Source organism: Paenibacillus taiwanensis DSM 18679 (genome assembly GCF_000425125.1).
GTDB classification, from domain to species: Bacteria; Bacillota; Bacilli; order Paenibacillales; family Paenibacillaceae; genus Paenibacillus_B; species Paenibacillus_B taiwanensis.
The window spans coordinates 125803-151777 of the sequence record NZ_AULE01000028.1 but is presented as its reverse complement, the minus strand read 5'-3'; the positions used below and the strand labels follow the sequence as shown (position 1 = coordinate 151777).

General features: G+C 45.2%; 28 protein-coding genes and 1 tRNA gene. 11 read left to right on the top strand and 18 right to left on the bottom strand.

Annotated features, from left to right (window positions below; all coding sequences use genetic code 11):
• Nucleotides 1-24 precede the first annotated feature (24 nt).
• From H509_RS0107125 to H509_RS0107115, 3 genes are all read right to left on the bottom strand, one after another.
• Nucleotides 25-1143 carry an AAA family ATPase gene (locus H509_RS0107125; protein ID WP_084159109.1) on the bottom strand — a complete coding sequence of 373 codons (1119 nt, stop codon included), beginning with the start codon at nt 1141-1143 and terminating at the stop codon, nt 25-27.
• 69 nt (nt 1144-1212) lie between these two features.
• Nucleotides 1213-1884 (bottom strand): nicotinamide riboside transporter PnuC, encoded by a 672-nt coding sequence (gene pnuC / locus H509_RS0107120; protein WP_028544476.1) that lies wholly within the window; start codon nt 1882-1884, stop codon nt 1213-1215.
• Nucleotides 1885-1939: 55 nt separating this feature from the next.
• Nucleotides 1940-2710 carry an NUDIX domain-containing protein gene (locus H509_RS0107115; RefSeq protein ID WP_028544475.1) on the bottom strand — a complete coding sequence of 257 codons (771 nt, stop codon included), beginning with the start codon at nt 2708-2710 and terminating at the stop codon, nt 1940-1942.
• A 176-nt stretch (nt 2711-2886) separates the two neighbouring features.
• Between H509_RS0107115 and H509_RS24545 the strand changes: the two genes are divergently transcribed.
• The 3 genes from H509_RS24545 (at nt 2887) to H509_RS0107100 (ending at nt 4875) form a co-directional block, all read left to right on the top strand.
• A complete protein-coding gene (locus H509_RS24545) occupies nt 2887-3099 on the top strand; it encodes a hypothetical protein (protein ID WP_036696553.1) in 213 nt (70 codons plus the stop codon).
• A gap of 289 nt (nt 3100-3388) precedes the next feature.
• On the top strand, nt 3389-4036 hold the full coding sequence (locus tag H509_RS0107105) for a futalosine hydrolase (RefSeq protein WP_028544474.1): 648 nt from the start codon (nt 3389-3391) through the stop codon (nt 4034-4036).
• Nucleotides 4033-4875 carry a 1,4-dihydroxy-6-naphtoate synthase gene (locus tag H509_RS0107100; protein ID WP_028544473.1) on the top strand — a complete coding sequence of 281 codons (843 nt, stop codon included), beginning with the start codon at nt 4033-4035 and terminating at the stop codon, nt 4873-4875. The genes H509_RS0107105 and H509_RS0107100 overlap by 4 nt, the downstream gene beginning before the upstream one ends.
• A gap of 190 nt (nt 4876-5065) precedes the next feature.
• Here the strand turns inward: H509_RS0107100 and H509_RS0107095 are convergent, their stop codons facing one another.
• Both H509_RS0107095 and H509_RS0107090 read right to left on the bottom strand, forming a co-directional pair.
• Complete coding sequence (locus tag H509_RS0107095; RefSeq protein WP_028544472.1) at nt 5066-5812, bottom strand: acyl-[acyl-carrier-protein] thioesterase; 747 nt, start codon at nt 5810-5812, stop codon at nt 5066-5068.
• Between the two features lie 117 nt (nt 5813-5929).
• Nucleotides 5930-6817: an endonuclease/exonuclease/phosphatase family protein gene (locus tag H509_RS0107090; RefSeq protein ID WP_028544471.1), complete on the bottom strand. Its 888-nt coding sequence runs from the start codon at nt 6815-6817 to the stop codon at nt 5930-5932.
• 413 nt (nt 6818-7230) lie between these two features.
• Between H509_RS0107090 and H509_RS0107085 the strand changes: the two genes are divergently transcribed.
• Nucleotides 7231-8517: a glycosyl hydrolase family 18 protein gene (locus H509_RS0107085; RefSeq protein WP_028544470.1), complete on the top strand. Its 1287-nt coding sequence runs from the start codon at nt 7231-7233 to the stop codon at nt 8515-8517.
• A 93-nt stretch (nt 8518-8610) separates the two neighbouring features.
• Nucleotides 8611-8687: transfer RNA gene (locus tag H509_RS0107080), tRNA-Asp, on the top strand.
• A gap of 211 nt (nt 8688-8898) precedes the next feature.
• Here the strand turns inward: H509_RS0107080 and H509_RS0107075 are convergent.
• Entirely contained in the window at nt 8899-9720 is an 822-nt protein-coding gene (locus H509_RS0107075; protein WP_028544469.1) for an arylamine N-acetyltransferase family protein, read from the bottom strand.
• A 581-nt stretch (nt 9721-10301) separates the two neighbouring features.
• On the opposite strand from H509_RS0107075, the gene H509_RS0107070 reads away from it, so the two are divergent.
• Nucleotides 10302-11912: a discoidin domain-containing protein gene (locus H509_RS0107070; RefSeq protein WP_028544468.1), complete on the top strand. Its 1611-nt coding sequence runs from the start codon at nt 10302-10304 to the stop codon at nt 11910-11912.
• Between the two features lie 266 nt (nt 11913-12178).
• Here the strand turns inward: H509_RS0107070 and H509_RS0107065 are convergent, their stop codons facing one another.
• The 3 genes from H509_RS0107065 to H509_RS24540 form a co-directional block, all read right to left on the bottom strand.
• Nucleotides 12179-12706 carry an NAD(P)H-dependent oxidoreductase gene (locus H509_RS0107065; protein WP_028544467.1) on the bottom strand — a complete coding sequence of 176 codons (528 nt, stop codon included), beginning with the start codon at nt 12704-12706 and terminating at the stop codon, nt 12179-12181.
• Nucleotides 12707-12922: 216 nt separating this feature from the next.
• Nucleotides 12923-13195 (bottom strand): hypothetical protein, encoded by a 273-nt coding sequence (locus tag H509_RS0107060; RefSeq protein ID WP_028544466.1) that lies wholly within the window; start codon nt 13193-13195, stop codon nt 12923-12925.
• Nucleotides 13176-13418: a helix-turn-helix transcriptional regulator gene (locus H509_RS24540; protein WP_051286864.1), complete on the bottom strand. Its 243-nt coding sequence runs from the start codon at nt 13416-13418 to the stop codon at nt 13176-13178. The genes H509_RS0107060 and H509_RS24540 overlap by 20 nt, the downstream gene beginning before the upstream one ends.
• Before the next feature lie 201 nt (nt 13419-13619).
• Between H509_RS24540 and H509_RS26695 the strand changes: the two genes are divergently transcribed.
• Complete coding sequence (locus H509_RS26695) at nt 13620-14003, top strand: helix-turn-helix domain-containing protein (RefSeq protein WP_245595997.1); 384 nt, start codon at nt 13620-13622, stop codon at nt 14001-14003.
• Between the two features lie 156 nt (nt 14004-14159).
• Here H509_RS26695 and H509_RS24530 read toward each other — a convergent pair whose 3' ends face one another.
• The 5 genes from H509_RS24530 to H509_RS0107020 all read right to left on the bottom strand — a co-directional run bounded on the left by H509_RS24530 (nt 14160) and on the right by H509_RS0107020 (nt 17135).
• A complete protein-coding gene (locus tag H509_RS24530) occupies nt 14160-14474 on the bottom strand; it encodes a DUF5071 domain-containing protein (RefSeq protein ID WP_281169719.1) in 315 nt (104 codons plus the stop codon).
• A gap of 253 nt (nt 14475-14727) precedes the next feature.
• The gene (locus H509_RS28320; protein WP_245595996.1) at nt 14728-14865 is read right to left on the bottom strand and encodes a hypothetical protein; all 138 of its coding nucleotides are present in this window, start codon (nt 14863-14865) and stop codon (nt 14728-14730) included.
• A gap of 137 nt (nt 14866-15002) precedes the next feature.
• The gene (locus H509_RS0107035; protein WP_028544465.1) at nt 15003-15404 is read right to left on the bottom strand and encodes a RidA family protein; all 402 of its coding nucleotides are present in this window, start codon (nt 15402-15404) and stop codon (nt 15003-15005) included.
• A gap of 411 nt (nt 15405-15815) precedes the next feature.
• Nucleotides 15816-16445 carry an HAD family hydrolase gene (locus tag H509_RS0107025; protein ID WP_028544464.1) on the bottom strand — a complete coding sequence of 210 codons (630 nt, stop codon included), beginning with the start codon at nt 16443-16445 and terminating at the stop codon, nt 15816-15818.
• Nucleotides 16446-16505: 60 nt separating this feature from the next.
• The gene (locus H509_RS0107020) at nt 16506-17135 is read right to left on the bottom strand and encodes a hypothetical protein (protein ID WP_028544463.1); all 630 of its coding nucleotides are present in this window, start codon (nt 17133-17135) and stop codon (nt 16506-16508) included.
• A 203-nt stretch (nt 17136-17338) separates the two neighbouring features.
• Here H509_RS0107020 and H509_RS0107015 point away from each other — a divergent pair, with 203 nt between their 5' ends.
• From H509_RS0107015 to H509_RS0107005, 3 genes are all read left to right on the top strand, one after another.
• Nucleotides 17339-18061, top strand: a complete 723-nt coding sequence (locus H509_RS0107015; RefSeq protein ID WP_028544462.1) for a hypothetical protein — start codon at nt 17339-17341, stop codon at nt 18059-18061.
• Between the two features lie 307 nt (nt 18062-18368).
• Nucleotides 18369-19436, top strand: a complete 1068-nt coding sequence (locus H509_RS26690) for a M23 family metallopeptidase (protein ID WP_028544461.1) — start codon at nt 18369-18371, stop codon at nt 19434-19436.
• Between the two features lie 14 nt (nt 19437-19450).
• Nucleotides 19451-19873 (top strand): bactofilin family protein, encoded by a 423-nt coding sequence (locus H509_RS0107005; RefSeq protein ID WP_028544460.1) that lies wholly within the window; start codon nt 19451-19453, stop codon nt 19871-19873.
• Nucleotides 19874-19915: 42 nt separating this feature from the next.
• Here the strand turns inward: H509_RS0107005 and H509_RS24520 are convergent, their stop codons facing one another.
• On the bottom strand, nt 19916-20818 hold the full coding sequence (locus tag H509_RS24520) for a LysR family transcriptional regulator (protein WP_036696547.1): 903 nt from the start codon (nt 20816-20818) through the stop codon (nt 19916-19918).
• A gap of 97 nt (nt 20819-20915) precedes the next feature.
• Between H509_RS24520 and H509_RS0106995 the strand changes: the two genes are divergently transcribed.
• Complete coding sequence (locus H509_RS0106995) at nt 20916-21806, top strand: DMT family transporter (protein ID WP_028544459.1); 891 nt, start codon at nt 20916-20918, stop codon at nt 21804-21806.
• Between the two features lie 171 nt (nt 21807-21977).
• Here H509_RS0106995 and H509_RS24515 read toward each other — a convergent pair whose 3' ends face one another.
• From H509_RS24515 to H509_RS24510, 3 genes are all read right to left on the bottom strand, one after another.
• Nucleotides 21978-23261 (bottom strand): polysaccharide deacetylase family protein, encoded by a 1284-nt coding sequence (locus H509_RS24515; RefSeq protein WP_084159101.1) that lies wholly within the window; start codon nt 23259-23261, stop codon nt 21978-21980.
• 193 nt (nt 23262-23454) lie between these two features.
• A complete protein-coding gene (locus H509_RS0106985; protein WP_028544458.1) occupies nt 23455-24612 on the bottom strand; it encodes an acyltransferase in 1158 nt (385 codons plus the stop codon).
• 89 nt (nt 24613-24701) lie between these two features.
• On the bottom strand, nt 24702-25967 hold the full coding sequence (locus H509_RS24510) for a sensor histidine kinase (RefSeq protein WP_051286862.1): 1266 nt from the start codon (nt 25965-25967) through the stop codon (nt 24702-24704).
• Nucleotides 25968-25975: the final 8 nt, after the last annotated feature.

The following is a 25975-nucleotide window of genomic DNA, read 5'->3' as shown; positions in this document are numbered from 1 at the left end:
AAGAAGTTCTATATTACAGCCATGCTAAACTTCGTATCCCTTGCCGATCCATTCGGGGAGATTTGAATAGCGCTTGTATCCGGCCAGCGTCTTGCTTACTGTGCTCGCTCGCTGCTCTAAAGTCCCTTTCAACGGAATAAAAGGAATATTACGCAAAATAAGATCGGTCTTTATTTGCTTCTGAAAAACATGGCGCTGAACGTCGCCTGAACGATCCCACGTATCGTCGTAGGGAATATCGTCCTCACACACAAATACGAGATCGTATCGAGTCGCAGCCTGCTGCGCCAGTTGCTCCAGCCTAGGCAGAGCCTTGCCATGATAATAGAGGGAGAACATATACGTCGTAATGGCATTCGTATCCACCCAAAGGAAGTTACGCGCCTCTTGAATCTGTGCTTCCTCTCGCTCCAGATGACCTTCGGCGATCTCGACCAGCTGCTCCAGCGTCAGCCTCCGTTCGATCTGATTATTTTCCCAATATTCTCGACCGTATTCTGGCATCCAGATGCTTCCCGTCGCTTTAGACATAAATGAGCTTATTGTGGTCTTGCCTGTTGACGGAGCGCCAAGAAATACAACCTTAGTTATCAGATCACGATACACGCAAGGTTCAAGATAGGCTTTACATGTGTAGGGATCCAATCTTACAGCCGTACCGGATATAGGATACGCTGCTCGTTCCTCATCTACTCTTCGGTCTACAGCACCAAGCGCCGCACTCATATGCTCCCCATAGAACTCACTTGAATAAAAATGTGTCACTATACGCCCCGCCAATAAACGAAGTATGTATTGTTCTTGCAGCTGCTTAATTTCAGGGGTATCCCCCATTTGCTGAGGACCATCCCACGCTTCTATCACTTCAATGCTGGGGTATAGCTGGCGAATCCAGCCTGCCCTTACAGGCAGAGGCACATCAATGGTATCTGGGCAGTCATAAATAACAACTATTACATGATCCATTTCACGTAAGGCCGTTTCGAGCATATATTGATGGCCTTTATGAAGGGGCGCAAATTTGCCAAGAGTTAACCCTACCGAAGTAGGTCCACGTTGATTGCTGCCTATTCCAGCTCTAGCTCCTACTCCTACTTCTGTTCCTGTTCCTGTTCCTGTTCCTGTTCCAACTGCATTATTCATATAAATTTTCCTTTCGAAACTAGTCATTAGCCCAAAATAATGCTTCCCTTCCACCTTAAACATGCTTTTCTATGGAGAAATAACCTCCTGCTTCAAGCCGACTGCCAGTCCGCGCTTGTGCTTTTCCATTCCCCGCTGCCATTGCAGCAACCCCGCGACGGCAATAGCCAAAAACAATACATACAGGAAACCAACCGTAAACAACCCTTTGTACATGTACATCCCAATCGATAACACATCAACAGTGATCCAGAAGTACCAGCTCTCCCATATTTTTTGTGACAGTAAAAATTGAGCTGTTAGACTTAACGTGGCAACGAGCGCATCCAAATACGGAATGGACGCATCTGTGTAAGCCGCAAGTAAATAACCCCATCCCCCTGTAATCGCTCCAATGGCAACTACCAGCCAAATCCACCATGTGGCCGGCATCCGAACCGTCGGTCGCACCTTATTTGTGCCTCTGCGCGTCAACCATACTATCCAGCCCTGAACACTGAAAGCAAAGAAAAAGATTTGCAAAGTCATATCCGCATACAGCTTCGCATCATAAAACATCACGAAGAAGCATGCTACATTCACCAGACCTATCGGCCAACACCATATATTTTCCCGCGCCGTAAACCAGACGCTTAGCAGCCCTGTAGTAGTCGCTACTATTTCTAAAGTAGATGAAGATGTCCAATACGCAACTAGTAGCATCCCCACCATGAACCCTACCAAGGTAATTCCTCGATTCATGTTTAATCCCTCATTTCAATACTTTCATAATGACAATATCATTCTCCAAAAAAAATTAGCCGTATAGAGATAATTTTGGTATCTCCCCTGTGAATCGATACAATTGTGCTGCTCGTTGGGAATATTGATTTGATTTTAGCAGCCCCCCTTGTGAATCACGAACTTCCTCCAGCACGCCGCTGCGGCTTTGTGTTGATTTCATTTTACGAATAAAATTGGACTCCTCAAACATAGGCTCAACCGTCTTGATCACTTGGTACAGCTCCGCAAGAGTAAAAGCTTGGGGCAAAAATTGTTTTGCTATATCTGTTCGCAAAATTTGCTCCCGCACACGGTTTAATGCCTCCTCCATAATTTGCTTATGATCAAAAGCCAACTGCATGGAATGAAGCGCCTCCTCCACCGTAAACAGTCCCACATTTGCCGCGTCGTCCGCTGCTTGTCGCTCGCTCAAATAATTTTCGTGCACCAGCGCCACATAAGCGTGAGAAATGATCCAGCCACGAGGATCACGCCCAGGCGTAGAATACACGTTTAAGTATTCCATATGAAGCCCATCTACCCCTGTCTCCTCAAACAGTTCGCGTCTTGCAGTCTCCGCCATCGTTTCTGTCTCGCGTGAGAAACCGCCAGGGAGAGCCCACATCCCTTCATACGGCCATACTTTGCGTTGAATGAGCAGCACTTTTAACTCTCGCTTCGGGAGCGATTTTGTGCCACGGTGCTGCGGCTCAGACGTAATCGTAAAAATAACAATATCAGCTGGGGCACCATCTGGGGTGCGGTATTTGCGGGAATTGTAATTTTGTTCGGTTTCTGGCTCCATTTGTGCCACCATCCTTAGATATCTATTTGATATTATCAGTATGACATTATTAAAAGATGTTGTCAACTTTATTTTTGTGCTCCTCTGCGCCAATCGATGTCACAGGGTTGTCTATCCACTTGCACGCTGCGTCATCATCGCATATGATAAGATCAATTCTATTGGAGGTGTATGTAATGAGCAGCAAGACCAAGCGCAACCGCCAGAAGCTAGAGCGCGAGAACAAGCTGAACCCTGAACTGTCCAGACAAGCGTGGCAGCGCAAGCCGATGACCCAAGTTGTACCGAATAAGAAAGCCGAACAGCGCCGATCGATGTGCCGCAGCAAGTGGCATGACGATGGCGCTGTTGTTCTATTCAAACAGACGGATCAGAAGCACTTGGCCTAACCTCCTAATAAATGATGATCCCTACCTTTACATACGACTCCATTCACGATAACTTGAAATAAGGGAAGCGACGAACGGCTGACCTTATTGCCGCCGAGAACGAATTGACCAACTGAAAGAGCTAATCCTTTTTCGAACACGTCCGTACTCCGGATGTGTACACAAGTAGGACAAGCTTAGTAGTGGCGCTTTTTTCGTTTAATCACATACATGAAGGAGTACTATAGATATGAGCAAACTAGCTTCTGAATCCTCTTCTGGTGAGAGCTTATTACCAGAGCATAAAGAAATGCAGCGGATACTTGTTGTGACCTCGGTTGCAGCAGAGCGTGACGCCGTGCTGCGGGGGTTAAATGACCATGCCCGATTCAGCGTTGTTATAGGTGGTGTTGGTGCAGCAGCGGCGGCGGCCAGTACCGCAGCTGCTCTCGCTGTTGGCGAATATGACCTTGTAATTTGCGCCGGAATTGCAGGCGGATTTGCAGACGTTGCTGAAGTCGGCTCACTCGTTGTAGCTAGTGAGGTCGTTGCAGCCGACTTGGGAGCCGAGAACGGAGAGAATGACTTCATCAGCATAGATGAGCTTGGCTTCGGGTCAGCAAGAGCTGCCGTCGATGCCTCGCTTGCTGCTCGACTGGCAGCCGCATTAGAGGCCGCACAGTTTGTCGTAAGTGTGGGACCTGTGCTTACGTTATCCACCGTTACAGGTACGGCTAGCTCCGCTGCCGTTCTCGCCAAACGTGTGCCAGGCGCAGCCGCCGAAGCGATGGAGGGCTACGGTGTAGCCATAGCCGCTCAACAGCGCGGCATCCCGTTTCTCGAACTGCGCTCGATCTCTAACGTGATCGGACCGCGCGATCGCTCAGCATGGCGCATTCCACAAGCCTTGCAAGCGCTCGAAGCCGCAAGTACCGTATGTTCGGAGGTGTTAAGATGAAGATTGCATTCTCTCCTTGTCCAAATGATACGTTTGTTTTTCACGCGTGGGTACACGGGCTCATTGCGGGTGCCCCTGAGCTGGATGTTCAATATGCGGATATCGACATTACCAATCGTCTGGCTGCTAGTGGTCAAGGACCAGAAGTATTAAAAATATCGTACGCCGCCCTGCCGTGGGTGCTGTCAGATTATGCTCTGCTGCCTTGCGGTGGTGCGCTTGGCAGAGGGTGCGGGCCGCTCGTCCTCACACGCAGCAGTATAACGGATACCCGTGATCCGAGCGTGTTGGCCGGACGCCGTATCGCCGTGCCAAGCGACCGTTCAACCGCTTATATGCTGTTTCGGCTATGGGCCGCCCAAAACGTTCCTGGTGGTGTAGGCGAAATTGTTGTCATGCCTTTTCACGAGATTATGCCTGCCGTACGTGACGGTTTGATTGATGCTGGGTTAGTGATCCACGAAGCCCGTTTCACTTACCCGGCATATGGCCTGACGTTGCTGGCTGATATGGGGAATTGGTGGGAAGCAGATACAGGGCTGCCCATACCGCTTGGCGCTATAATTGCCCACCGCTCAATGGACCTAGATGCGCTCACCAAATGGACGCGCGCATCCGTAGATTACGCTTGGGCTCATCCTGAGGCATCCCAGCATTATATTTTGCAGCATGCCCAAGAGATGGATGCTGATGTGGCGAAGCAGCACATCCAGCTTTACGTTAATCACTTCACCGCTAACCTTGGAGAGGAAGGTTATGATGCCATCACTTCACTGCTTGGTCGAGCCGCGAACGAAGGTCTTGTACCCGCCTTCGACTTCGCCAAGCTGCGAGCATAAGCAAATGGCACGTTAGCTGATTCCTTTCATAACGGTTTGACAAGAAGCAGAAGCATCGATGCCGCTGAACAGCAAAAGAACCTTCAACCTAGTTAAATGGAGGGTTAAAGGTTCTATTGCTATTGCTATTGCTATTGCTATTGCTATTGCTATTGCTATTGCTCAGCATATCCTTATCTTAGATTTACCGCTAACACATTGTTGGCTTTATCGATACCTCTGCATCAAAATATTTTTTACCTTCACCCGACCTGCCACTAATAAAGCAGCTGCCACTGTCTACGCCGCATGAGCGAAACACCGTAATCTCCTCACCCAGCCTCGCCTCCTGATGATACGTAATTCGAAAACGCGTAATGCCAGCATCCAACCGTTTCATGGTAAGAGCATCCAAACAGACGTCGGCAAACCGCGCATTATTCATATGACCATTCATATCCATACTGCTCTGACGAACCTCAAAATGATAAGCATGGTCCAGCAAAATAGTCGGAGGTATGTCAACCTTATCCGGCACGTCACCAACGGAGTCTGACGTGTAGGGCTGAACGTCATACGGCAGTGCAGACGCACGTAATATACGTCGCTTGTTCAAATCGACCAATACCCATACCGTTCTCGCTTGCGCGATCTGCTCTTGATCTGGGCCATAAATACGAAAATCCCGCAGCCACTGCACACCTTTAGAGCCTTTGTGCCAAGTATCCAACTGAATGGTTTCCCCGTAACGCGGCATACGGCTTACTTCCAGATCCACAGTTGTAAGCATCCATGCCATCCCTTGCTGCATCAGTTGATCTAATATAATTCCCGATTGAGCAATATCGGCATCACCTGCACGCTGCATCCATTCCAATAAGGTCGACAATTTGCAATCTTTCTTATAGTCACTATTATCTGCATGTATATAATGCTTCTCGCTCCAACATTGGGCCATAAACTTTTCGTTCTCCTCCAAGTCGTTAATTGCCTACTCCTTAAAGCGGGAGGCACGTCCTACATATTATGTATCATCGATCATCCCAACGCAAAACGCGCCATCCGAAACGTTGCCCTACCCCCATGTTATGTCCGCTACAATTGGAAAATGATCGGAAGGAAACCGACCAACGTGATGATCCGAAATGATGCCATAACACCGCACTTGAACTTGCTCATCAACAAATATAAAATCAATTGGCGCGTCAAACTCCAGACCTTGCATTTGCTCGTTTTTGCAATGATCCGGAAATAACTGTGCAGCCACTTCGCCGGTTTCGAACCCGTGAAACGTAAAAGTCGGGCCGAAATGTTTGTAGTCAGCTGCTTCAGCAGCATCTTTTAGACGTAAACCGTCCTTATCAGTTATACCGCATAAGACAGGATAAGCTGACGAGGAGGACGTAAAATTAAAATCTCCAGTCACGAGAACAGGATACGAACCAGCCAGATGTGCAGCTCGCTCACGCAGTAAATAGGCGCTCTTCTCCACCGCCAATGCCCCCACATGATCGAAATGGGTATTTAAATGGACAAATACCGTGCCGGATCGACGATCTCGCAGTTTTACCCAGGTCGTCACCCGCGTACAGGCCGCATCCCATCCCATCGAGCCAGCTTCATCTGGTTGTTCCGACAGCCAGAATGAGCCGCTCTCCAGTGCGTCAAAGCGCTCTTTAAGATACAAGATGCTAACAAATTCCCCTTGTCGTACGCCATCGTCCCTGCCAACTCCTACAAATGTATACGCTGGCAGCAGTTTCTGTAAGTCCTCTACTTGATTAACCAGCACTTCCTGCAAGCCTACCAGATCAGGACGATGGAATCGAATCATACCTGCAACCATCTGCGCCCGTAATCCCCAACCGTTCTCCTGACAGTCCCCGGATTGTCCATTACGAATATTAAAAGACATTACTCTCAGTTCATGATCCATTTCAACCCGTGTTTCCTGCTGCTTCATAACGTTCACTCCATTTCAGTCAGTTGTACTCCGAAATCTACTCTTACCTTGCTTTAGAAGAGTTACATCGGGATGATCATGCTGCAAAAAAGAGGCTCAAACAGCCGCTTGTTGCCCACTCTATGATCGATGAATCTCTCATTTTTAATCTAAGGCAACATTAGAACAGTTTCTGCTTCAAATCAAGCCAATTTGTATAGTGGTTATGTAGCAACCCCCTTGCCTCTTTCTCTGATGCGACCACATGCAGTCTACACATTTTGCTTTCGTCCAGCACCTGCTTTTCTCTTGCCTTCTAAAGCGATTCACCCCACATCAACTAGGTGCATAGCCTAATTCAAATGAAAAGAGCACCGCTGCACGTATCCGTAAATAGCATCCAATATGGCTTCAAAAAGGAAAGGAGATCAAACATGCAAATTCACGTTGTACAGCAAGGTCAGTCACTTTATGTATTGTCAAAAACGTATAGCATCCCGCTAGAGGACATCGCTGACGCTAACGGCATGACCGTAAATCAACCGCTCATCGTCGGCCAAGCTCTATTAATCCCGATTGTTGGTCAGTACTACTGGGTGCAGCAGGGCGATTCATTAGACGATGTGGCGCAAAAATTTAACATTACGGCACAACAACTGGCTTCCGTCAACAACATTAAACCTAATAAGCCCCTTATCGCAGGCCAGCGCCTATACATCCCTCCTGCCAAGCGCACACAGGCTGAGATAAACGCCTACCTTGAACCACGAGGCCGTGTCGTCTCAAAAAATTTAACGGATGCCGCGAAAAATGCAGCTCCACATCTCACCTATCTTGCCCCGTTCAGCTTTCGCATTCAGCGGGATGCGACCTTGCTAGCTCCACCGCTTGATCAGTTGCCCTCCATTGCTGAACGTAACAAGGTCACACTTATGATGGTTGTAACTAATCTGGAGAAGGATCAGTTCAGTGCCGAACTCGGTGAAACGATTCTGAACAGTGATCAGCTGCAAAATAAGCTGCTCGACAACATTATACGGATGGCAAAGGAATTAAAGTTTAACGACATTCATTTTGATATCGAGCATTTGCGTCCAAAGGACCGAGAGGCATACAATCGCTTTTTGCGCAAAGCTTCTAAGCGCGTTCACGATGAGGGCTTTCTTATGTCTACGGCGCTCGCACCTAAGACCAGTGCTTCGCAGAGTGGCGCATGGTACACGGCTCATGATTACAAAGTACATGGTGAAGTAGCCGATTTTGTCGTCATTATGACATACGAATGGGGCTACAGCGGCGGCCCGCCGATGCCTGTCTCACCGATTGGCCCCGTACGGACCGTGCTGGAATACGCCAAAACCGAAATACCAGCCTCCAAAATTATGATGGGACAGAACCTGTACGGCTACGATTGGACGCTTCCGTTTGTGCAAGGCGGCCCTTATGCACGTGCTTTAAGTCCGATAGCCGCTACTGACTTGGCTAGACGACGCCACGCTGCTATCCAATATGACACGGAGGCACAAGCCCCCTATTTCCGCTACTGGGATGACAATCGGAAGGAACATATCGTATGGTTCGAAGATGCTCGCTCGATTCAGGCTAAATTTGATCTGGTAAAGGAGTTAGGTATTCGAGGCATTAGCTACTGGAAGCTGGGCCTGGATTTCCCACAAAATTGGCTGCTTATCGATGAAAATTTCGAGGTGGTGAAGCGATAAAGGTTGTGGATAGCGATGTCCCGATCATATAAAAAGATGCTTGTAACACCTATCTCCTATATGATAAGATACTAAATGTCGTTAAATTGTTGTGGAGCTGTGGTGTAGAGGCCTAACATGCCTGCCTGTCACGCAGGAGACCGCGGGTTCGAATCCCGTCAGCTCCGCCATTATACCTGATCATCATACTATTATTCTATTAGATGCACGTACAAGCAGAGGAGATCATCCTCTGCTTTTTGTTATGCTTGGGCAAGCGGATCTACATGCTGCTGTTAGACTCACTACCTGTATGCTGTACATAATTAGTCTGCCTAATCCCCACGCCTTACAGCCCTCACATTTATGTTCGGCTTACGCGATAAACGTAACCTTGCCCCGCTATCGGCGTTGCGTATTTAAGTGGATCATTCGGTTCTGTGCCTGTTCAATTCCGAAATAGGTAAGCAGCGCCTCTTCATACGCCTTCTGTGACTGCGGAACAAAGCTCGTAACCTCATCCCCTATGTAGATACGAAATTCATCTCCCGACACGGTATGTCGTCCTTCACGAGTCCGTAATGCCAATATCAAGTTCTGGGTAAACTTTGATTCGGGTGCATGTTCACACCAATAGGTAGCCATTATATAATCGATCGGCAACTGCGGCTCTTTTGTGAATGAATAAATCCATTTCCACTCCTCCTGCTTCCACTCACACAGCACCAAACCAAACTGGGGATCATTCAGCACACAATAGCACTCCTGCCCCTGCTCTTGCACTAGCCCTTCTTGCAGCAGGATGGGTCTGCATGGTGTGCCTCCTCCGCCCCCAACATCACACAAATAAGATACGGCCCCAATCGTCACCTGTAACACATGATGACTACGCATAGGGGGTAAATATAAATCCCCACGCCAAAAACGAGATATTAAATTCGTCACTGAGAAACCAAGCTCCCGCAGCAGCCAACCAAATAACGCATTTAATTCAAAGCAATAACCACCCCTGCGCCTGTGCACAACCTTATCTATAAGATCAGGGATCTCTAGCGATAGCGGGATGCCCTCCATAATATCCAGATTTTCAAAAGGTACAGTATGGAGGTGACACTCTTGTAATCTAGCTAATGTCTCCACACTTGGATGCAGTTCTCCATCATAGCCGATGCGCCTCAAATAGGCATGCGCATCCGCTTGCAGCCTATGGCTCTGATTGTCCATACCGCTCCCCCTCTACTCTCTTTTATATCCTAATAAATGGTGCACAATTTCACCATCATCATAACAGTTCTACATGTTGCCAACAAGCTAGACTAAAGCGATAGTACAATCATTATGCATGGCAGTGCACTGCCCCTGACCATCCCATAAATTTACATTAGTTGACAATTAACTTCGACAAATGATATAAACGATTTAGCTATCAACCACACAACGTTTAGTTACTATACTTTCTACATATGTATGCGCTTACGCATTACAATCCACTTTGCTCATCACGGCTTGACTTTGTACAATTCAGCTAACACGCATAAGTTCGATCAGCTTTATTTTTAATGTGCTTAACTTAAAGTTCTACCCGACTACACCTGACAGATTTCGCCACATACGTACGATTTACTCCAGAGGCTTCACTCCAATCCAGTCTTACATCTGATCTTCACGCTATCACTATCATCTGGTACTGCTGATGAGTAGGCTTAACAGTTTATTACACTTGAACTAATAAGCTAACGCCACTACAGAAACGAACAAGCGCACCTAGACTCTATGGATCTATTACCAATAAGGGGGTATGACACATGTATCGGTACGATAATTATTTTAATCGGCACTACTTAAATTGCAGGAAGCTCCAGCTCATGTACACCATGCTCCATAAAGGAATTCAAGTTGACTACATGTTTTATAACGTCTACGAGGATTCGGCTACAGTATACAAAGAAGCTGTACTCAAAAAAACAATGAGACCTGAGTATCCCAGCCTGCTAATGAGTGAGACAGAACATTTTGGCAAGGTGTACGTGTATGATGCGTTTGATACTTTTGACGAGGCCTTTGACCATATTCGTCGGTTATTGTCTGAACAAAAAGACGTATTTGTATGGACAAAAGGCAAATATTTGCCCCATGTTGAGCTTACAACTATCCCACCTGAGGGCACCCATTCCTTCACCATTACTTCCTACAATGAACAGGAAGATACGTTTCATATTCATGATGAAGAATACGAGGCTGATTATAAGCGTGCGATTATTGCGACGGCCTATGAAGGCGCTCTGCCCCAAATTCGAAGCGTTGCTTATCTGGATCTGGACCAAATCGTATTTGATGATGCAAAGATCACACTGTTCCATGAAGCGATGAAGCAACATATGGCACAAATTGATAGCGATTTCCCTCTCTATCCAGCTATTCAGCAGCTGTTACAGGGGAATTTGATGCATTTTGCTGATATGCAAGAAGCCTGTACTCATGTAGTTGAGGCGTTAGCGATTCTTTCTGGGTCCAGAATTTTATTTTCCAAATACATTAAAATTATGAATTACCCTGAGCCGTTGGCTGACGCATACTCTTATGTGTCCGATCGGATCGAGCTGTGTAAATATATGATTTTGACTTCCATTATGTCACGTCAAATTAATCCGCAACTAGGTTTAGAAATCAAGAAACTTCTAACGATTGAGCAACATGTGCTTGCTGTAACAAAAGAGGTTATGCGCAAGGAGACCAACGCAAATGTATTCGATGCGTTTATCCTACCGGCAAGTATTCCCCATGTCGAGTACAGTTTGACCGACAACAAGTTGAATTTGTTCTGGGATGAGCCGCAGCAAAACCTGTGGGTCGCCTCCTATCACTGCTATCAGCACACGAAATTTTTAGGAAAGACGACATCACCGCAAATTCAATTGTCCAACTTCGATTCCCGTTCGCCTTATGGCATTACTTTAAAAGTTGTTGATGCTTTTGGCCGGCCAGTTAAGGATACTTATCATCCGATTACATTGACTGAATCCAAAGCTTTGCTGCTCGACAAAGCATTGTATAAGACGGTTACCGCCTCCTCAGAAGAAACACATGAAAATGTGCGACAACATGTGGTAGACGGCAATCCTTATACACGCTGGAGCAGCGAGCGAACGGATCAGGAATGGATTTGCATTGATTTAGAAGAGCGGACGCTCATCTCTAAAGTCCGACTTCACTGGGAATCGGCTCATGCCAAAGCCTACAAGCTGCAAATATCGGATGATGCAACACACTGGACCGTTATTTATGAAACATCATCCAGTCTAGGTGGTATTGAAATCATTGACGGATTAAACGTACAAGGGCGATATATTCGGATGCAAGGAGTCGAGCGTGCAAGCATATGGGGGTATTCGTTATGGGCATTTAACGTGTATTAAATTTAAACCATTTCACTTTGTTTACCTTTAGCTTGGGAGCGTTTCACGATGAGTTTGGGCAAGATCGCTGCCTATTTCAATATTTCTAAGCGGACGAAATCGTAACGTTATATCGGAGATGGGGCAGCAATTGATAAGCAGGCAGGTCGGGTAGGTTTCAGACGCCCTGCCTGCTTGCTTGCATTTTTCTATAATCACAGACCGCAGCAGAAACCAGTCTCCATCAGCTTCAGTGCTTACGCTGACTTCAACTATGCCCCTTGTATTTATACGACAGGGGTCAAAATATGCTTCGCATACTGTTCTGCACTTAATCGCACATCCTGTGCAGACGCCTCAAATGTCCCATAAAACAGATACGCAGGTAAATAAGTCATCCCAATCAGATTGCTTGTTGCTTGGAACGGTCTTAATAGTTCACTCGTGGTAAATTGATTTGTACCACCAGCACGGTATTTCTCCTCCACGCCTCCTGTTGATACAGCTAGCATAAGCTCTTTATGATGCAGTTTGTCTCCCCCTGAACCATATGCCCAACCGTATGTCAGCACTTTGTCCTGCCACTTCTTCAAGAGGGGCGGTGAGCTGTACCAATAGAATGGGAATTGCATGACGATTCGGTCATGCTGCTCACATAGACGTTGTTCCCGCTCTACGTCAATTTGCTCATCAGGATAATTTGTATATAGATCATGCACCGTTACATCGGCATGACCGCGCAGTTCTTCGATCCAGGCCCGGTTTATGACGGAGCTCTCCAGATCAGGATGTGCGACTATGACTAACACTTTCATTTGTAGTGTCCTCCCTATAAGCTTATTAAATTCCTATTTATTCTATAGTATAGCACAATTTAATAGTATGTAAGATTAGGAGACGATATGTCACAACTATTTTGAAGAAAGGTCCTTTTTACGACGTGTATAATGACCACTTTGACATCTAGGCTCGACTATCCCACCGACATTTACACACGAATCAACAGTCCTATTAGGTACGTGCTGCGCCCATTACATCTCTGACTTCATAGCAAAGGCAAGCATCTTCGCGCCATCTTGTAGACCGCGTGCATACAGCCACTCTTTTTGAATCTGTGCCATCAGGAGCTGTAAATGGATAAAGTCCTTCATCAACTGCTCATGTTCCGATTCGAGTGCCGCCATTATGCGTCGCTCCCACTGTGCTGACTGTACTTTCATACGTTGGATATCACTTAGCTGCTCTGCTTGGTCCATTAATTGATCCATACGTTCTGTCCAGACCTTACCCATCCAATCCGTCATTCTTGCAGCCCCTTTGCTCCGAATTGTCCCGATTCTCATCCTCATAGAACAATGCATCAACAGACATGCCGTAATGATTAGCAATCCGCTTTGCAACAGCGAGTGATGGTGTTCGGGTTCCTCGCTCGATCGCTCCCAGCATCTGCCGCGTAATTCCAATCTGAGTTGCGACTTGGTCCAAAGTCTGTTTCCCTCTAAGCTGGATCAGCCTTATCCTTCTCATACCTGTCACCTCATATATGGAAGCAGTAGCAAGTCTTTGTAACTCTCCTTCTCCTACTATATTAGACACATTATGTGTCAGTCAATTAAATGTGAGACTTTTAGTCAAAATAATTGGTAAGGAAACTCTTAGTTTCCTATAATGAAGTCATCTCTCCGGTTACGTAACTGTTACTGGAATGACATTACAATCCTAGTAGAGGTGATTCCTTTGTTTGGACGACGGCTTGCGGAATTAAGAGGTATGAAAGGCATCACCCAACAGGAATTAGCCGATCGGCTCCACTTATCCCGTGCTCAAGTTTCGAATTACGAGCAGGGCTCGCGTGAACCCGACTTTGCAACCTTGGTCTTGTTTGCCGATTTCTTTGAAGTGAGTGTGGACGACATGTTAGGCCGCAAGTTCCCACCTTCGCCTGGCACCTATATTCAGCTTGATCCAAGGCTGCGTAACTCCGCGTTTTTCGGCATCCATAAGGAGGAACTATCGGACGATGAAGCTGACTTTCTGAAAGGGACCTTAAAGGTATATCGCGAGGTGAAGTTGAAGCATGGCGACAAGAGCAGCACAACATCAACTTCATAATACGAATACACCCACAGCATAATTGTCCTTAGGATAGCGCTGAAGTCATCGCGTATTTGGACAGACTGTGGGTCTTTTTGTGTCTGTATGCTGAAGGTACAGGCAGAATTGCACCCTCGCTTTCTGTTACTCTTATGTGTAAATATATTGTTGCGCTTACATTCTATTTTTATCAAAAAAATCTAATGTCCGCTTTGCTGTCTCGTTTACTTCTTCAAGTAGCTCTCCTGGAGTGGGGTCTTCATATATCCTTCTAACATCAGTCTTAAATTGGATCATATATAATGCTGGGAGCTTTTGAACAAAATAGAGCAAGCACCCGTCTTTCCACATCTCATCCTTTGAGCCCAAAACTGCTTTGATATGAGGTATTGTTTCTTTGGGGTATTTCAGCAACAGTTTGGATACATCCGAAGCTATAGGCCAATTGATATCTTGCAGCCATTCTACTAGGTAAGGAATTAGTGGGATGATGATTGACGAATCTAAATGAAATCATTTATTTACGCGCTCAAAGTCGTGCTTATCTCTAGGCAAAAATATCGTATTGCACTCCATACATACCTCTTTGTCGATGATTTCAGTAGAAGATTAACTTTTATTTAAACATAAAGTCATCGCTTGCAGTTCACCCTGATTATCTATATGTCTTAAAGTCTTTTCTACGGCTTCTTTGTCTATAAATTTCATAATTATTAAATGCTTCATATTTATTCCTAGCGGGTCAAAGTTTCTCTTCGTCTTCATTAACTACTTCGTAGGAGTTGCCTCTTGTTAATGCATGCTCGTACACGCCAATGCTGTTACACTTAACTATGCGGGCACCGACAGGTTCAACCCCAATGCTGATTGATTTACTCACAATGAAATCCATCCTTTTTGTGCACAAATAAATCCCCTCCGCTAAACAGTTTCTATTCTCATTAAGAACATGAGCAATGTTACCGTATAACAAGAGGGGATCTTATTTATATTACACCATCACATTTGGGCTTATCCTCAGCCAGCTGCCCAAACATCTAATTCAATTTTTAACTCAGGAAGACCCAACCCTTTAATATAAGCAATCGTCATGGAAGGCGGGGTGTTACCGAATACTTTATTCCAAATTTCATCGAAATGATTCCAATCTATTTCTTCTGTGGCCCAGATGTTAACTTTAGTTACATGATCAGGCGTCAGCTGTTGAGAAGCTAGCACCTCAACAATATTGCTCATTGTATTCGTTACTTGTTGATTAAAATCTGTAGGTATATTATCGTTTTGATCGATACCAATTTGACCAGAAAATACATATATTTCAGCATTTCTACTTATTTTGGTTACATGACTGTAGTTTCCAACAGGCTTTGCTATACGCTCTGGATTGGATCTATGAATGACATGATTATTTAAGTTCATGGTTTGTAAATTCTCCTTTTAAATAGGACACAAATATAATCTACAGATGATTATATTTGCTCACTGTTTTTTAATTTCTCTAGGATTTAGACAGACTTGTCCCGTCTCTATCAATTCTAGAAAAAAACAGCAGTAGAATACCCAATACCAAAGGATAAATATTGAATCGATCTCTTTTTCATTAGGTATTCCCTCCTTCATATTTAAAAGTAAAATAACGTTACAGTAGAACACGACTATTATACCATTACAAGCAATTTATTCATAATGTTCGGAATAAGTCACCGCTCTAAAACCTATTTTTTCATAAAATGCAGTCGTCTTCATGAAATCAGGTCCATGTTTCATTTTGCCCTCCTATTTGACTTTTAACTCCATTTCTGAAAAGGCAGCTCATCTGATGATTCATAACTAGCGGGTCTTATGCAGCAGATCCAAAATATTTTGAGGATGCTCTAATCTATGAGCTGCGTCAATGCCCCCCTGATTTTTGCATCCCCATAATGCAAGCCCAAAATCAATGCCCGCATCGCGTGCGCATTCATAATCATAAATCGTATCTCCGATATATAGGGCACGTTTCGGGTCAGCCCCAGATACTTGAATGAACTTTAACAATGGCTCTGGATGGGGCTTATGTTTACTCGTATCATCTGCGCATACTGCGTAGGATAAGTATTCCATCAGGCCAAATGGTACAAAATCATCTTGCAATTCCTGCTTTGTCTTAGAGGTAACAATCCCTTGGGGGATACGTCGATTGTGCAGCTTTGCTAGTACATCCAACATGCCATCAAATACTTTAATTGAAGAATAAAAATCCTTCATATGATCATTCCATCGGTTATTTGCCTTATCGATATCTTTAATTCCTAATTGCGGTAAAGCGGAAGCCCCTGGAATACCCAGTACAAATAAGAGATCTTCTCGCTCATACGATTGACTATAATCCGTTAGCAGCATCTTCTGCAGAGAGCCAAGTACGGCCTGCTCCGTATCAATCAAGGTTCCATCTACATCATAAATAATTGTATCGTACATGAATGCCGCTCCTTTTTTGCCTATTAAAACGTCGTAAATGATTAAATATATTTAAGCCTACTAGGACTCCTCAAACCGTAACGTCAATAAGATAGCCTGCTCAAGTCTACTTAAAGACTCCTTGGAGAAATCAGCCGTACGAATCTCATTGCTGCTCGTAGCATGCATCCCCCATAAATAAACAGGTTCAGTTGCAGGAAAGGTACGTGCTTCATCGTGCTCCATCAAACCTTGGGCAGTCAGCTTTTTGTTCCAAGGCGTAGTAAAGGTAACAAGACTATGTCCAGAATCCTGCACGGTATTGACTTTAATCTTGATATTATCGTCCTTTTCCTCATGAAAGGAAGCGATATCAACAGAAATTATAATTTCGATTTCATGACTTGCTTGTTCGTCCACATTGAAGAACAAATCGCCCATAGAGCCGGATGAAGCTATCTTTTTTCCACTTTTCCATATATCTATATCCAGAATTGCATTTGGTTTCTTTCCTTCATAGCGTAATTTAAATGCTCCTGACATGACACCTAGGAAAGGTCGAAACTTTACACGGTCACCTTCGAACAGGTCAACGGGTGTCAGTGTTATTCTGGTAGGATCATCCTTGCTATCAGAGACTGGCTTTCCTGATTCTACTGCGCATCCTGTTAAAGTTAGCACAAATATCAACACGCACATGATTAATCGCACAACACACCTCCTATTTACATATTTTACAACAAAACATCTACATCTTCACCTTGAACCTCCCTTGCAGCAAAATAAATGATTTCATGCCACTGACTCAAGTGATGATTATATCCGCAACATTTGTTTCGAACTATCGTATAAACGTAAATATGGAATTTTTTGATAACCAAACAAACAACCATGATTAGAGGGGGAGTTTCATTGTGAAGAAACGCTATCGGCTCATTATAATGAGCGTCGCTTGTGCAGCTAGCCTACTATTAACGGCTTTTTTTGTTCTTTATCGGCAAGCAGATGCCTCTATCGAACGACTCATTGACCAGAAACTAGAGCAGATCATGGACACTAGTCATGACAACAACGGAAGCACTAACGCACCCCCTACTGCCTTCTATTCCAATCCATATGACTACACCCAAAACAGCGCCCCCTTTTCACATATACTTAAACTCGGCCATGCTGCACTTCCTATCCTGCAAGACAAATTGTCTGCCAGCGAAGAGAACGGACTGAAACAGTACATTATTGCGATTGCGATCGAGAATATCGCTCAGGTTAAATTAAAGCCGACTTCATCAGCCAACTGGGACACTGGAAAACAATTTCTGAAGGAATGGCGGCAGCATCTGCAGCATATCCCCCAGCATGTCGCTGCTGTAGTAAACTCGAAAGCACACCAAGAGCAGCAAACCACACAGCTCATTCAGTTAGGCTTACCCACCGTTCCATTTATACTCGATCAACTGAAGCTAGGCCATAAGGAGGTCTTACCTGCGATCCAACAGCTGATATCCTCAAGCAAGCTGGAAACGGACCCCTCAACATTTTCGATGGAATGGCTTGCTGCAAACCAAGCCAACTACGAAGAACTAAGGCAACTCGTCCTGTCCGCCGCACAGAAACAAGAGCAAATAGAGCGCAAGTGAATAGGATTAAATCAAGACGACTGTTTGCGATCAGTCGTCTTTTGCTTCTGCCATCCGAATATAACGAACGGTACTGCTGTTTCTAAGCCTATCTGTTGTACCATAAAGAGGCGTGAAGTCCCACTCCTTCTAATCGATTACAGCATACATAGGACATTGGAATCATTCATATGAACATACTGACATTTTTAATAGAAAAAACGCAATGTTCATGATATGTTTATAGCAATGTGCTTTACGACAATGATCCCTATTAATGTATATAATTCGCCATATAACGACACGTTTAATGAAAGGTTGACCCTTCATGAAGAAACAAATAATGAAGAAAGAATGGATTTCTTCCAAGCTCACCATCGTCATCATGCGTGATGCTCATCAATCCGTGAAGCAGATCCAACTGCCCAAGTTGATGCTTACGATGTTACCAATAGCCCTCTCAGCGCTGCTGCTGGGGATGGCCGCTTATCTCTATTACCAATCCTTTACCGTCACGACGTTGACGGCTGAATCTTCACAATATACGAGTCATATGCAGCAAAAAGAAAAAGAGATTGATCAGTTAAAAGATCAGGTTCTCCAGCTTACAGCTCTTGCCAGCGATGTTGAAGGTCGCATACAGCAAATTACGAAGATGGAAACGCAGCTTCAGCAGTTCGTGAGCACATACAGCAACCCGAAGGAATTAACCAAGACGAAAACATCCAGCAGGAAGACAGCTGCGCTCGTTCAGCCTGTCTCTTCACCTACTCGCTCCCTTCAAGCTATTCATCCGATGGGCGGGGAGTATCGTGAAGCGTCTAGCGAGGAGATGATTGCGCTAGCCAAGGCAACGGGCGATAAGCTAAAAAAGATGCCCGACACCTTTACGTCGCTGCTGTCCAACGTAAATGGAACGTTGCAGGAAGTCAAAGCGACGGAGCATATTTTACACGGAACCCCGACCCTCTGGCCGACCGAATCCACTCGTATTACTTCCTTGTTCGGGTATCGGGAAGATCCTTTTAATTCCAAGGCGGCGCTTCATTCAGGGCTTGATATTGGCGGCAGCCACGGAGACACCGTCTATGCCGCCGCAGAAGGCAGAGTAATAGATACAGGGCTGAGCGAATCACGGGGCAACTATATTATTATTAGACACCCCGAGTCGGGTCTTACGACCCGATACTATCATCTCTCCAGCGTCAAAGTAGAAAGCGGAGCCAAAGTAGCCAAGGGAGACCCTATTGGCGGCATGGGCAGCACCGGCCGCAGTACGGGGACACATCTCCATTTTGAAGTAGTCGAAAATGATATTCCTGTTGATCCACTGCCGTATTTGCAGCAATTTGCTGAAGTGACGATACCGACCTCGCTGCAAAATAATCATGAATAAAGGGGAGTTCGAGGATGTTTAAGAGCAATAAAGCCTCTGTGCAGCCAACCAACACACTGATCGGCTATGGCACTCAGGTAGAAGGCAAACTTATATGTGAGACAAGCCTACGCATTGAGGGCAACTTCCGGGGAGAAATCGAATGCTCCCGCGATGTTGTTATCGGTGAAAGCGGGATCGCCCATTCGTCTATCCAAGCAGCAGACATTGTAATCGCCGGTCAAGTGCACGGCGACATGCGTGTTAGCGGCAAGCTGACGATTACGCCAACAGGTCGACTCTATGGTAATATTACGAGCGGCAATCTTATTATTCATGAAGGAGCCACATTTGTAGGCGCAAGTATTATGTCCAAGGACGAGGACAGCCCTGTCATCTCGCTTCAAGTGGACAACAACAAGCGCCAAGCAGCCGCTGCATCTGAACAAGAGAATTAAGCTGACGAATTGTGCCCAAGCGGGTTCTTGCTCTTTCTGGTATCAGTTCGTTGGCTTATTTAGGACTGCCTCATGGTCACCACCAAACAGCTTCAGCGCCGTCTCCATAAACAGATTAACAGCAATGGAGGTATCTGATCGCGAAGGAACCGCTAAAACAATGTCCCTGAATGCCTCCGGTTCCAATTCACGAACAAGTACATTCGGCGGCAGCGCCCATAGTGACAACTGTGACAATATAGCAGTCCCCAGACCTTCTTGAACCATATTTAAGGCAGTATTAACGTTCCGCACGACAAATCTAGCCCGAAGCTTTGTATCTGCTCTGCGAAATAAATCAACGATCGGGGATTCGTAACCGGACCTGCACATGATCATAGAGTCGTGATCCAAATCTTTTACTGAAATGACAGGGTAATCTTGCAGGGGATGGCCCTCTCTTATGACAGCATACATCTTCTCCCTGAACAACGGAATCGTATCCAGATCGCCATCCGGCGGAATAATAAGTCCCACATCCACTATTCGTTTGTCCAGCCAATCTTTAATTTCGTCTATCGTGCCTTCGTGAAGCTCAAACTCCAACTGCGGATATTTCTCGGTAATTACACTCATAATCTTAGGCAGGAAATAAGAAGAGGCGACGGGAAAGGCACCTACCCGTATTGTTCCTACTTCTAATCCTTTTTCACAGGCAATTTCTTGATCCACTTTTTCAAATGACTGTAATATATCTCGAAACAACACTAATATTCGTTTCCCTACATCCGTTACCGAAATGCCGTTGCGCCGATCTCGAATGAGCAATTTGACGCCCATTTCGGTTTCCAGACTGGATATGGCACGGCTCACGGCAGGCTGCGTCAGATTGAGTTCCTGCCCCGCCCTCGTAAAACTCCCTGTATCCGCTATTTTAACAAATAGCTGTAGTTGTTGATTTGTCATAACAAAATCGTTATGCCTCCTATAATAAACATTCATTTTATTAATGTAAGATTGCATTGTATCATGGGAACAGACAACAAACAAGGAGTGATCCCACATGCCTCAACTCTCACGTGTGAAGGTAGCCGCTTACCTCACATTTTTAATTTTGATCTGGGGCATTAACTGGCCGCTGTCCAAATTTGCGCTAGCCTATGCTCCCCCTATTTTATTTGCAGGTTTGCGAACTTTTATTGCAGGCATTATTTTGCTTGCCTTCGCCCTGACCAGGTTCAAACAGCTCCGTTTTAAGGAAACTTGGCCTATATATGTGCTGGCTTCTATATTAAACATCGTGCTGTACTATGGCTTTCAAACAGTCGGCCTACAGTACATGCCTGCGGGCCTGTTCTCTGCAATCGTCTTTTTCCAGCCCGTACTGCTCGGTATTTTCTCTTGGTTATGGTTTGGTGAACTGATGTATGGGCTCAAGATGGTCGGCTTACTGCTCGGTTTTGCCGGCGTGTCTGTCATGAGTATCGGTGGATTCACCGGAAATATATCAGGTTGGGGAATTGTGCTGGCGATTGCCAGTGCGATCTCATGGGCAACGGGCTCCATGTATATGAAAAAGCAGGCCGCACAGGTGGATTCCGTCTGGATGACGACGATGCAGATGTTGATTGGCGGTATCGTCATGCTTGTATCGGGTTCCTTTGTGGAGAACTGGGCTGATATTATATGGAGCGGTTCTTTTGTTGGAGTAACCTTATTTATATCGGTATTTGTTATTGCACTCGGATGGCTCGTTTATTTTACGCTCATTGGAACGGGTGAAGCCAGTAAAGTAGGTTCCTTTACGTTCCTGATACCGGTTGTATCCATTTTAATCAGCGTCATATTTTTTCATGAAAAGGTGACCGTTAGCTTGCTGACCGGGCTCGTGCTGATTGCATTCAGTATTTTATTTGTAAATGTAAAGCCGAAGCGTTACCGATTACAATCCTAGCCAGTAGAAAACCCGCCTTTAGGGCGGGTCTTCCAGCTTCTGTATGCGTCTACTAGACCAGTTATAAGCGCCTTTATATGTGTCTACTAGTCAGGTACTAATCAGGTATTACGTTTATTCACGCTAACGGCTTACGTTGGTTTCCTTCCCCCCTTATCCGCTATCTAGCATTTAAGCCCGTTCCTTATGCTGAGGTAATGTCTCCGCCTTCAGATGTACCCGCTTCTGCTTATGATCCCACTCCACCTGAATGTCGTGGATCGCACAAAATTCACGCAGCGGCAGCATCACGTCGCTTCCCTCTCGCTGGTAGAGCTTCTTACTGAACGAAACGGTTTTACCATCTATCGTAACGGTAATCGGAACGTCTATAGCTTTGACATGCGCTGTTCCCGCTATCAGGTTAATCAACGTCTCTGGCGACTGCTTGCTATTCCCCGCATCAAACCGAAACGCATTGTGGTCGGCCTTTGATGTCATCCCTTTCTTCACCGTAAAGGAAAGCTGCGTACCCAGTTTATTCAGCACCTTCAGCACGTCCTTGTTATGAGCACCGTAAGGAAAGGCAATCACGCTGCGTTTGTTGCCGAGTTCTTGCTTAAGTCGCTGCTCCGCTGTGGACAGGTCCTTTGTGATCCGTGCGATATACTCCTGTTCGCTTTCAATCCGCTTCTTATCCTTTAAGTACAACTGGCGTGTTAATATCGGCTTCTCTTTTCCCGCAGCATTAATGGCTCCGTATTTATGAGAGTCATATGTATGGCTATAGAAGCTCATTCCTGCTTGCTTCATCTCACGCATTTGATCCCATGTCAGCTTCTTGCGTCCTGTTTGGTTATCAATCGCAGATACGATGACAAAGTTTGTAGCGGTGTAATTGTATTGACGCAAGATAGGATACACCTTCGTATAAAAGCTCTCATATCCATCATCAAAAGTTAGCAGCACCGCGTTGTTCGGCACCTTTTTACCTAATAGCATAAAGTCCATATATTCATCCATACTGATCACATGAAAACCATACGTCTTTAACAGCTCCATATGACGCTCGAATTGTGAAACCGGCAAAATGTGAGGTACTTTCGGCTTGTCTTCAATATCGTGATACATTAGCACAGCAACTTGATTCGAGTAATAGACTTTAGATGCTGGAGAAGCAGCGTTTACGGCTTCCGCGCGCTGCTTGCTCACATCCACCTGCATCCCGAACACCGACTTAATAAAAGCCGGAGACACCATAAGCTGCCCACCAATGAGCTGAATTCCAGACTGGACTTGTACATTCTGTCCGTTTACGGTGGCTGTTATCGACTTGGCCTCTGTGCTTGACGCGCATCCTGCCAACATAGACAGGACAAGCATAGCTGTTAGCACAATCTTTGTTCGAAGGTGAATACGTTTCCTTTCCGATCTCCGAATTCTACTATTTATGTGTATAAAGTGGTTTGCTTTCATTATGATTTCCTCCCCTTGCGTTCTGTATATTGCAAGTGTAGAAGGAAGAACTTAATGAATGCATATGGCAATCCTTAACGAATCCTTATCATTTTCCTAATCTGCCATAGACCCGTTAAGAAATCGTTAATAACCACCAAGAACACACCACCTAATCAAAAAAGCTCGCATCGCTGCGAGCTAAAACCTATGCCTAATTACTGCTGGCTACTCGTACTGTTTGTCGACTCCTTGGTACAGCAGGCACTTGTCCGAACACCACCCAAGCATGCGGCAGCAAGCGAACCACGAGTGAGACCGTTGCCCATGAGCAAATTAACGCAAACAAGAATCCACCCGCGTACCAGAAATGAAGCAGTCTGCTAGACGCATGCTCTGGCGGGAACGAGCGATATAACAGTAGAAAGAAAGGATGGATCAAATAAATGCCAAAGGACAATTCACCCAAGCGATGCATGGAGTGGACCAGCCACGGCTTGGCATGCCTGCATAGTAGATGCGCCAGTTGGAATGCCATCAAAGCAGCCGCATACGTATGTACGTTCCATGCAAGTTCATATGCAAGTGTATTATATGCGACACCATAAAGTCGAGTATTGTACCACAACAGCATATGATATGCTCCTGCCCCGATGCCGGTTAACCATAACAGGCCCCAAACTGCTATTTTTGTCGCAGTTGCCTGTTCACGGCTAATTACAATCCACGCCTTTAATTGCGGATAATAGATGCCAAGACAAGCGCCCAGCATAAAGTAAGACATGTAGGACAAGGACCAGCTCCCTTTATTCGGCACTTGAAGCGCGTACTTATTCAAGAGAATAAAGCCCCATTGTAAAGCAAGCCCGATAGGTATGGCCCATTTTGCCACAACCGGCTTGCGTTTAAACAAACCTAAAAATATCGGAAAAAGCACATAAAACTGAATGCTTATAAAAATAAAATAAAGATGTGTATAAGCTTTTCCAGTAGCAAGACTGACGATAAACTTACTAAACGTCTCTTCCAACGAGCGGTCACGGTAATGCAACACGTGCATCAGCACAAAGTAAAATACAGAAAACAAGGCATACGGCACGATAATGTATTTTAACCGCCTCGCATAAAAGCTTTTGATCAGCTTTTTGTCCAACGTACGCTGACTATAGCTATAAAACAGCACAAAACTGCTGAGAAACAAAAACGTAGGCGTGCCTATTTTCATAAATACATTAAAAAAGTTATACAGCAAATAATAGTTTGAATCCTTCATGGCAAGTGTGGCAAAAGAAGTAGAGTGTACAGACAATACTCCGATAATCGCCATTGCCCTGACGAGCTGCACTTCGGGCAACTTCTCTCTAGTTGACATAATCGTGTCCCTCCTTCATGAATCTCCTAAAACGGAGTATAAAGGAGGGTTCTTAATGATTATGTACGGCAGATCTTATCGATTACTTATCAATTTATTAATAAAGGTTTAGCATTTTCAGATTTAACATGTTCATTTACAAGCGGCAATCTGGTTTCAAATGTAGTTTGGCGTCGATCACTCATTACCGATATGCGTCCCCCATGCACTTCAATGATACTTTTGGTGATGGCTAACCCAAGTCCCGTTCCACCGGTGGCCTTAGAACGGGACTGCTCCACACGATAGAAACGGTCAAAAATAAACGGCAAATCGCGTTCCGAGATCGGATCGCCATAATTCGTAATACTTACAACAGCTCCCTCACGCGAAACACCAATATCAATATCCACATACTGACCTTTACGGCCATATTGTATCGCGTTTGACATCAAATTCTCATATGCGCGAACAAGTCGATCACCATCGGCCAACACTTTAAGAGTTTCATGCTCCGTATGGATACGGTACGTCATCCCCGCTTGCTCTAGGCTCGGTACAAATTCTTCAGCTAACTGACGGATGAAGCCCACGATGTGCAGTTCCTTTAGTTCAAGCGGCAATCCATTGTTAATTCTCGTATATTCAAACAGGTCATCGATCAGCTTTTTAAGACTGTTTGCCTTCTCATAGGCAATGTTCACATAATAACGCAGTTCTATCTCATCTTGATAACGATCCTTATCGATCAGCTCCAAAAAGCCCAGAATAGATGTAAGCGGTGTACGCAGGTCGTGTGATACCCCTGTAATCAGATCATTTTTCGTCTTCTCCGCATTCCGTTCTTCCTGAATAGATTGACTCAATTGCGAGCTCATCTCGTTAATACTCTCGGCAACTCGCCCCAATTCATGCTCCGGCTTTACTGGTATCGTATGCTGGAACTGTCCCTTTGCAATTTCCCCTAACCCATATGTTATTTCCTGTAAATAAAGGTTTAGTTCAGATGCTACCTGATTAATTTCAAATGCAATACCACCAAGCTCATCTGAGCCCTTGATTGGCAGCTTCGTATCGTATTGGCCTTTAGCAATATGTTGCGCAGCCGTACGGATCTCCTCCAAGTAAGCAATTACACCGCGACTGAACTGATAATAACTGAACATAAAAATAAGGACACCCAGTACAACCGCCGTAGGCTTCGAACCGATGTTGTTAATCGTATAAATTAACGGAATATTATACGGCTTGATCGGCAGTAAGTAAGTGGCCAGCAAATTACCGAGCAGAATAAACAATCCCGTAACAGCGGCGCTCGCGATTAAGACTAATAGGAACCTCCAACGTACGGTGTGCACCAGCTTGTTAGTTGACATGCTTTCGT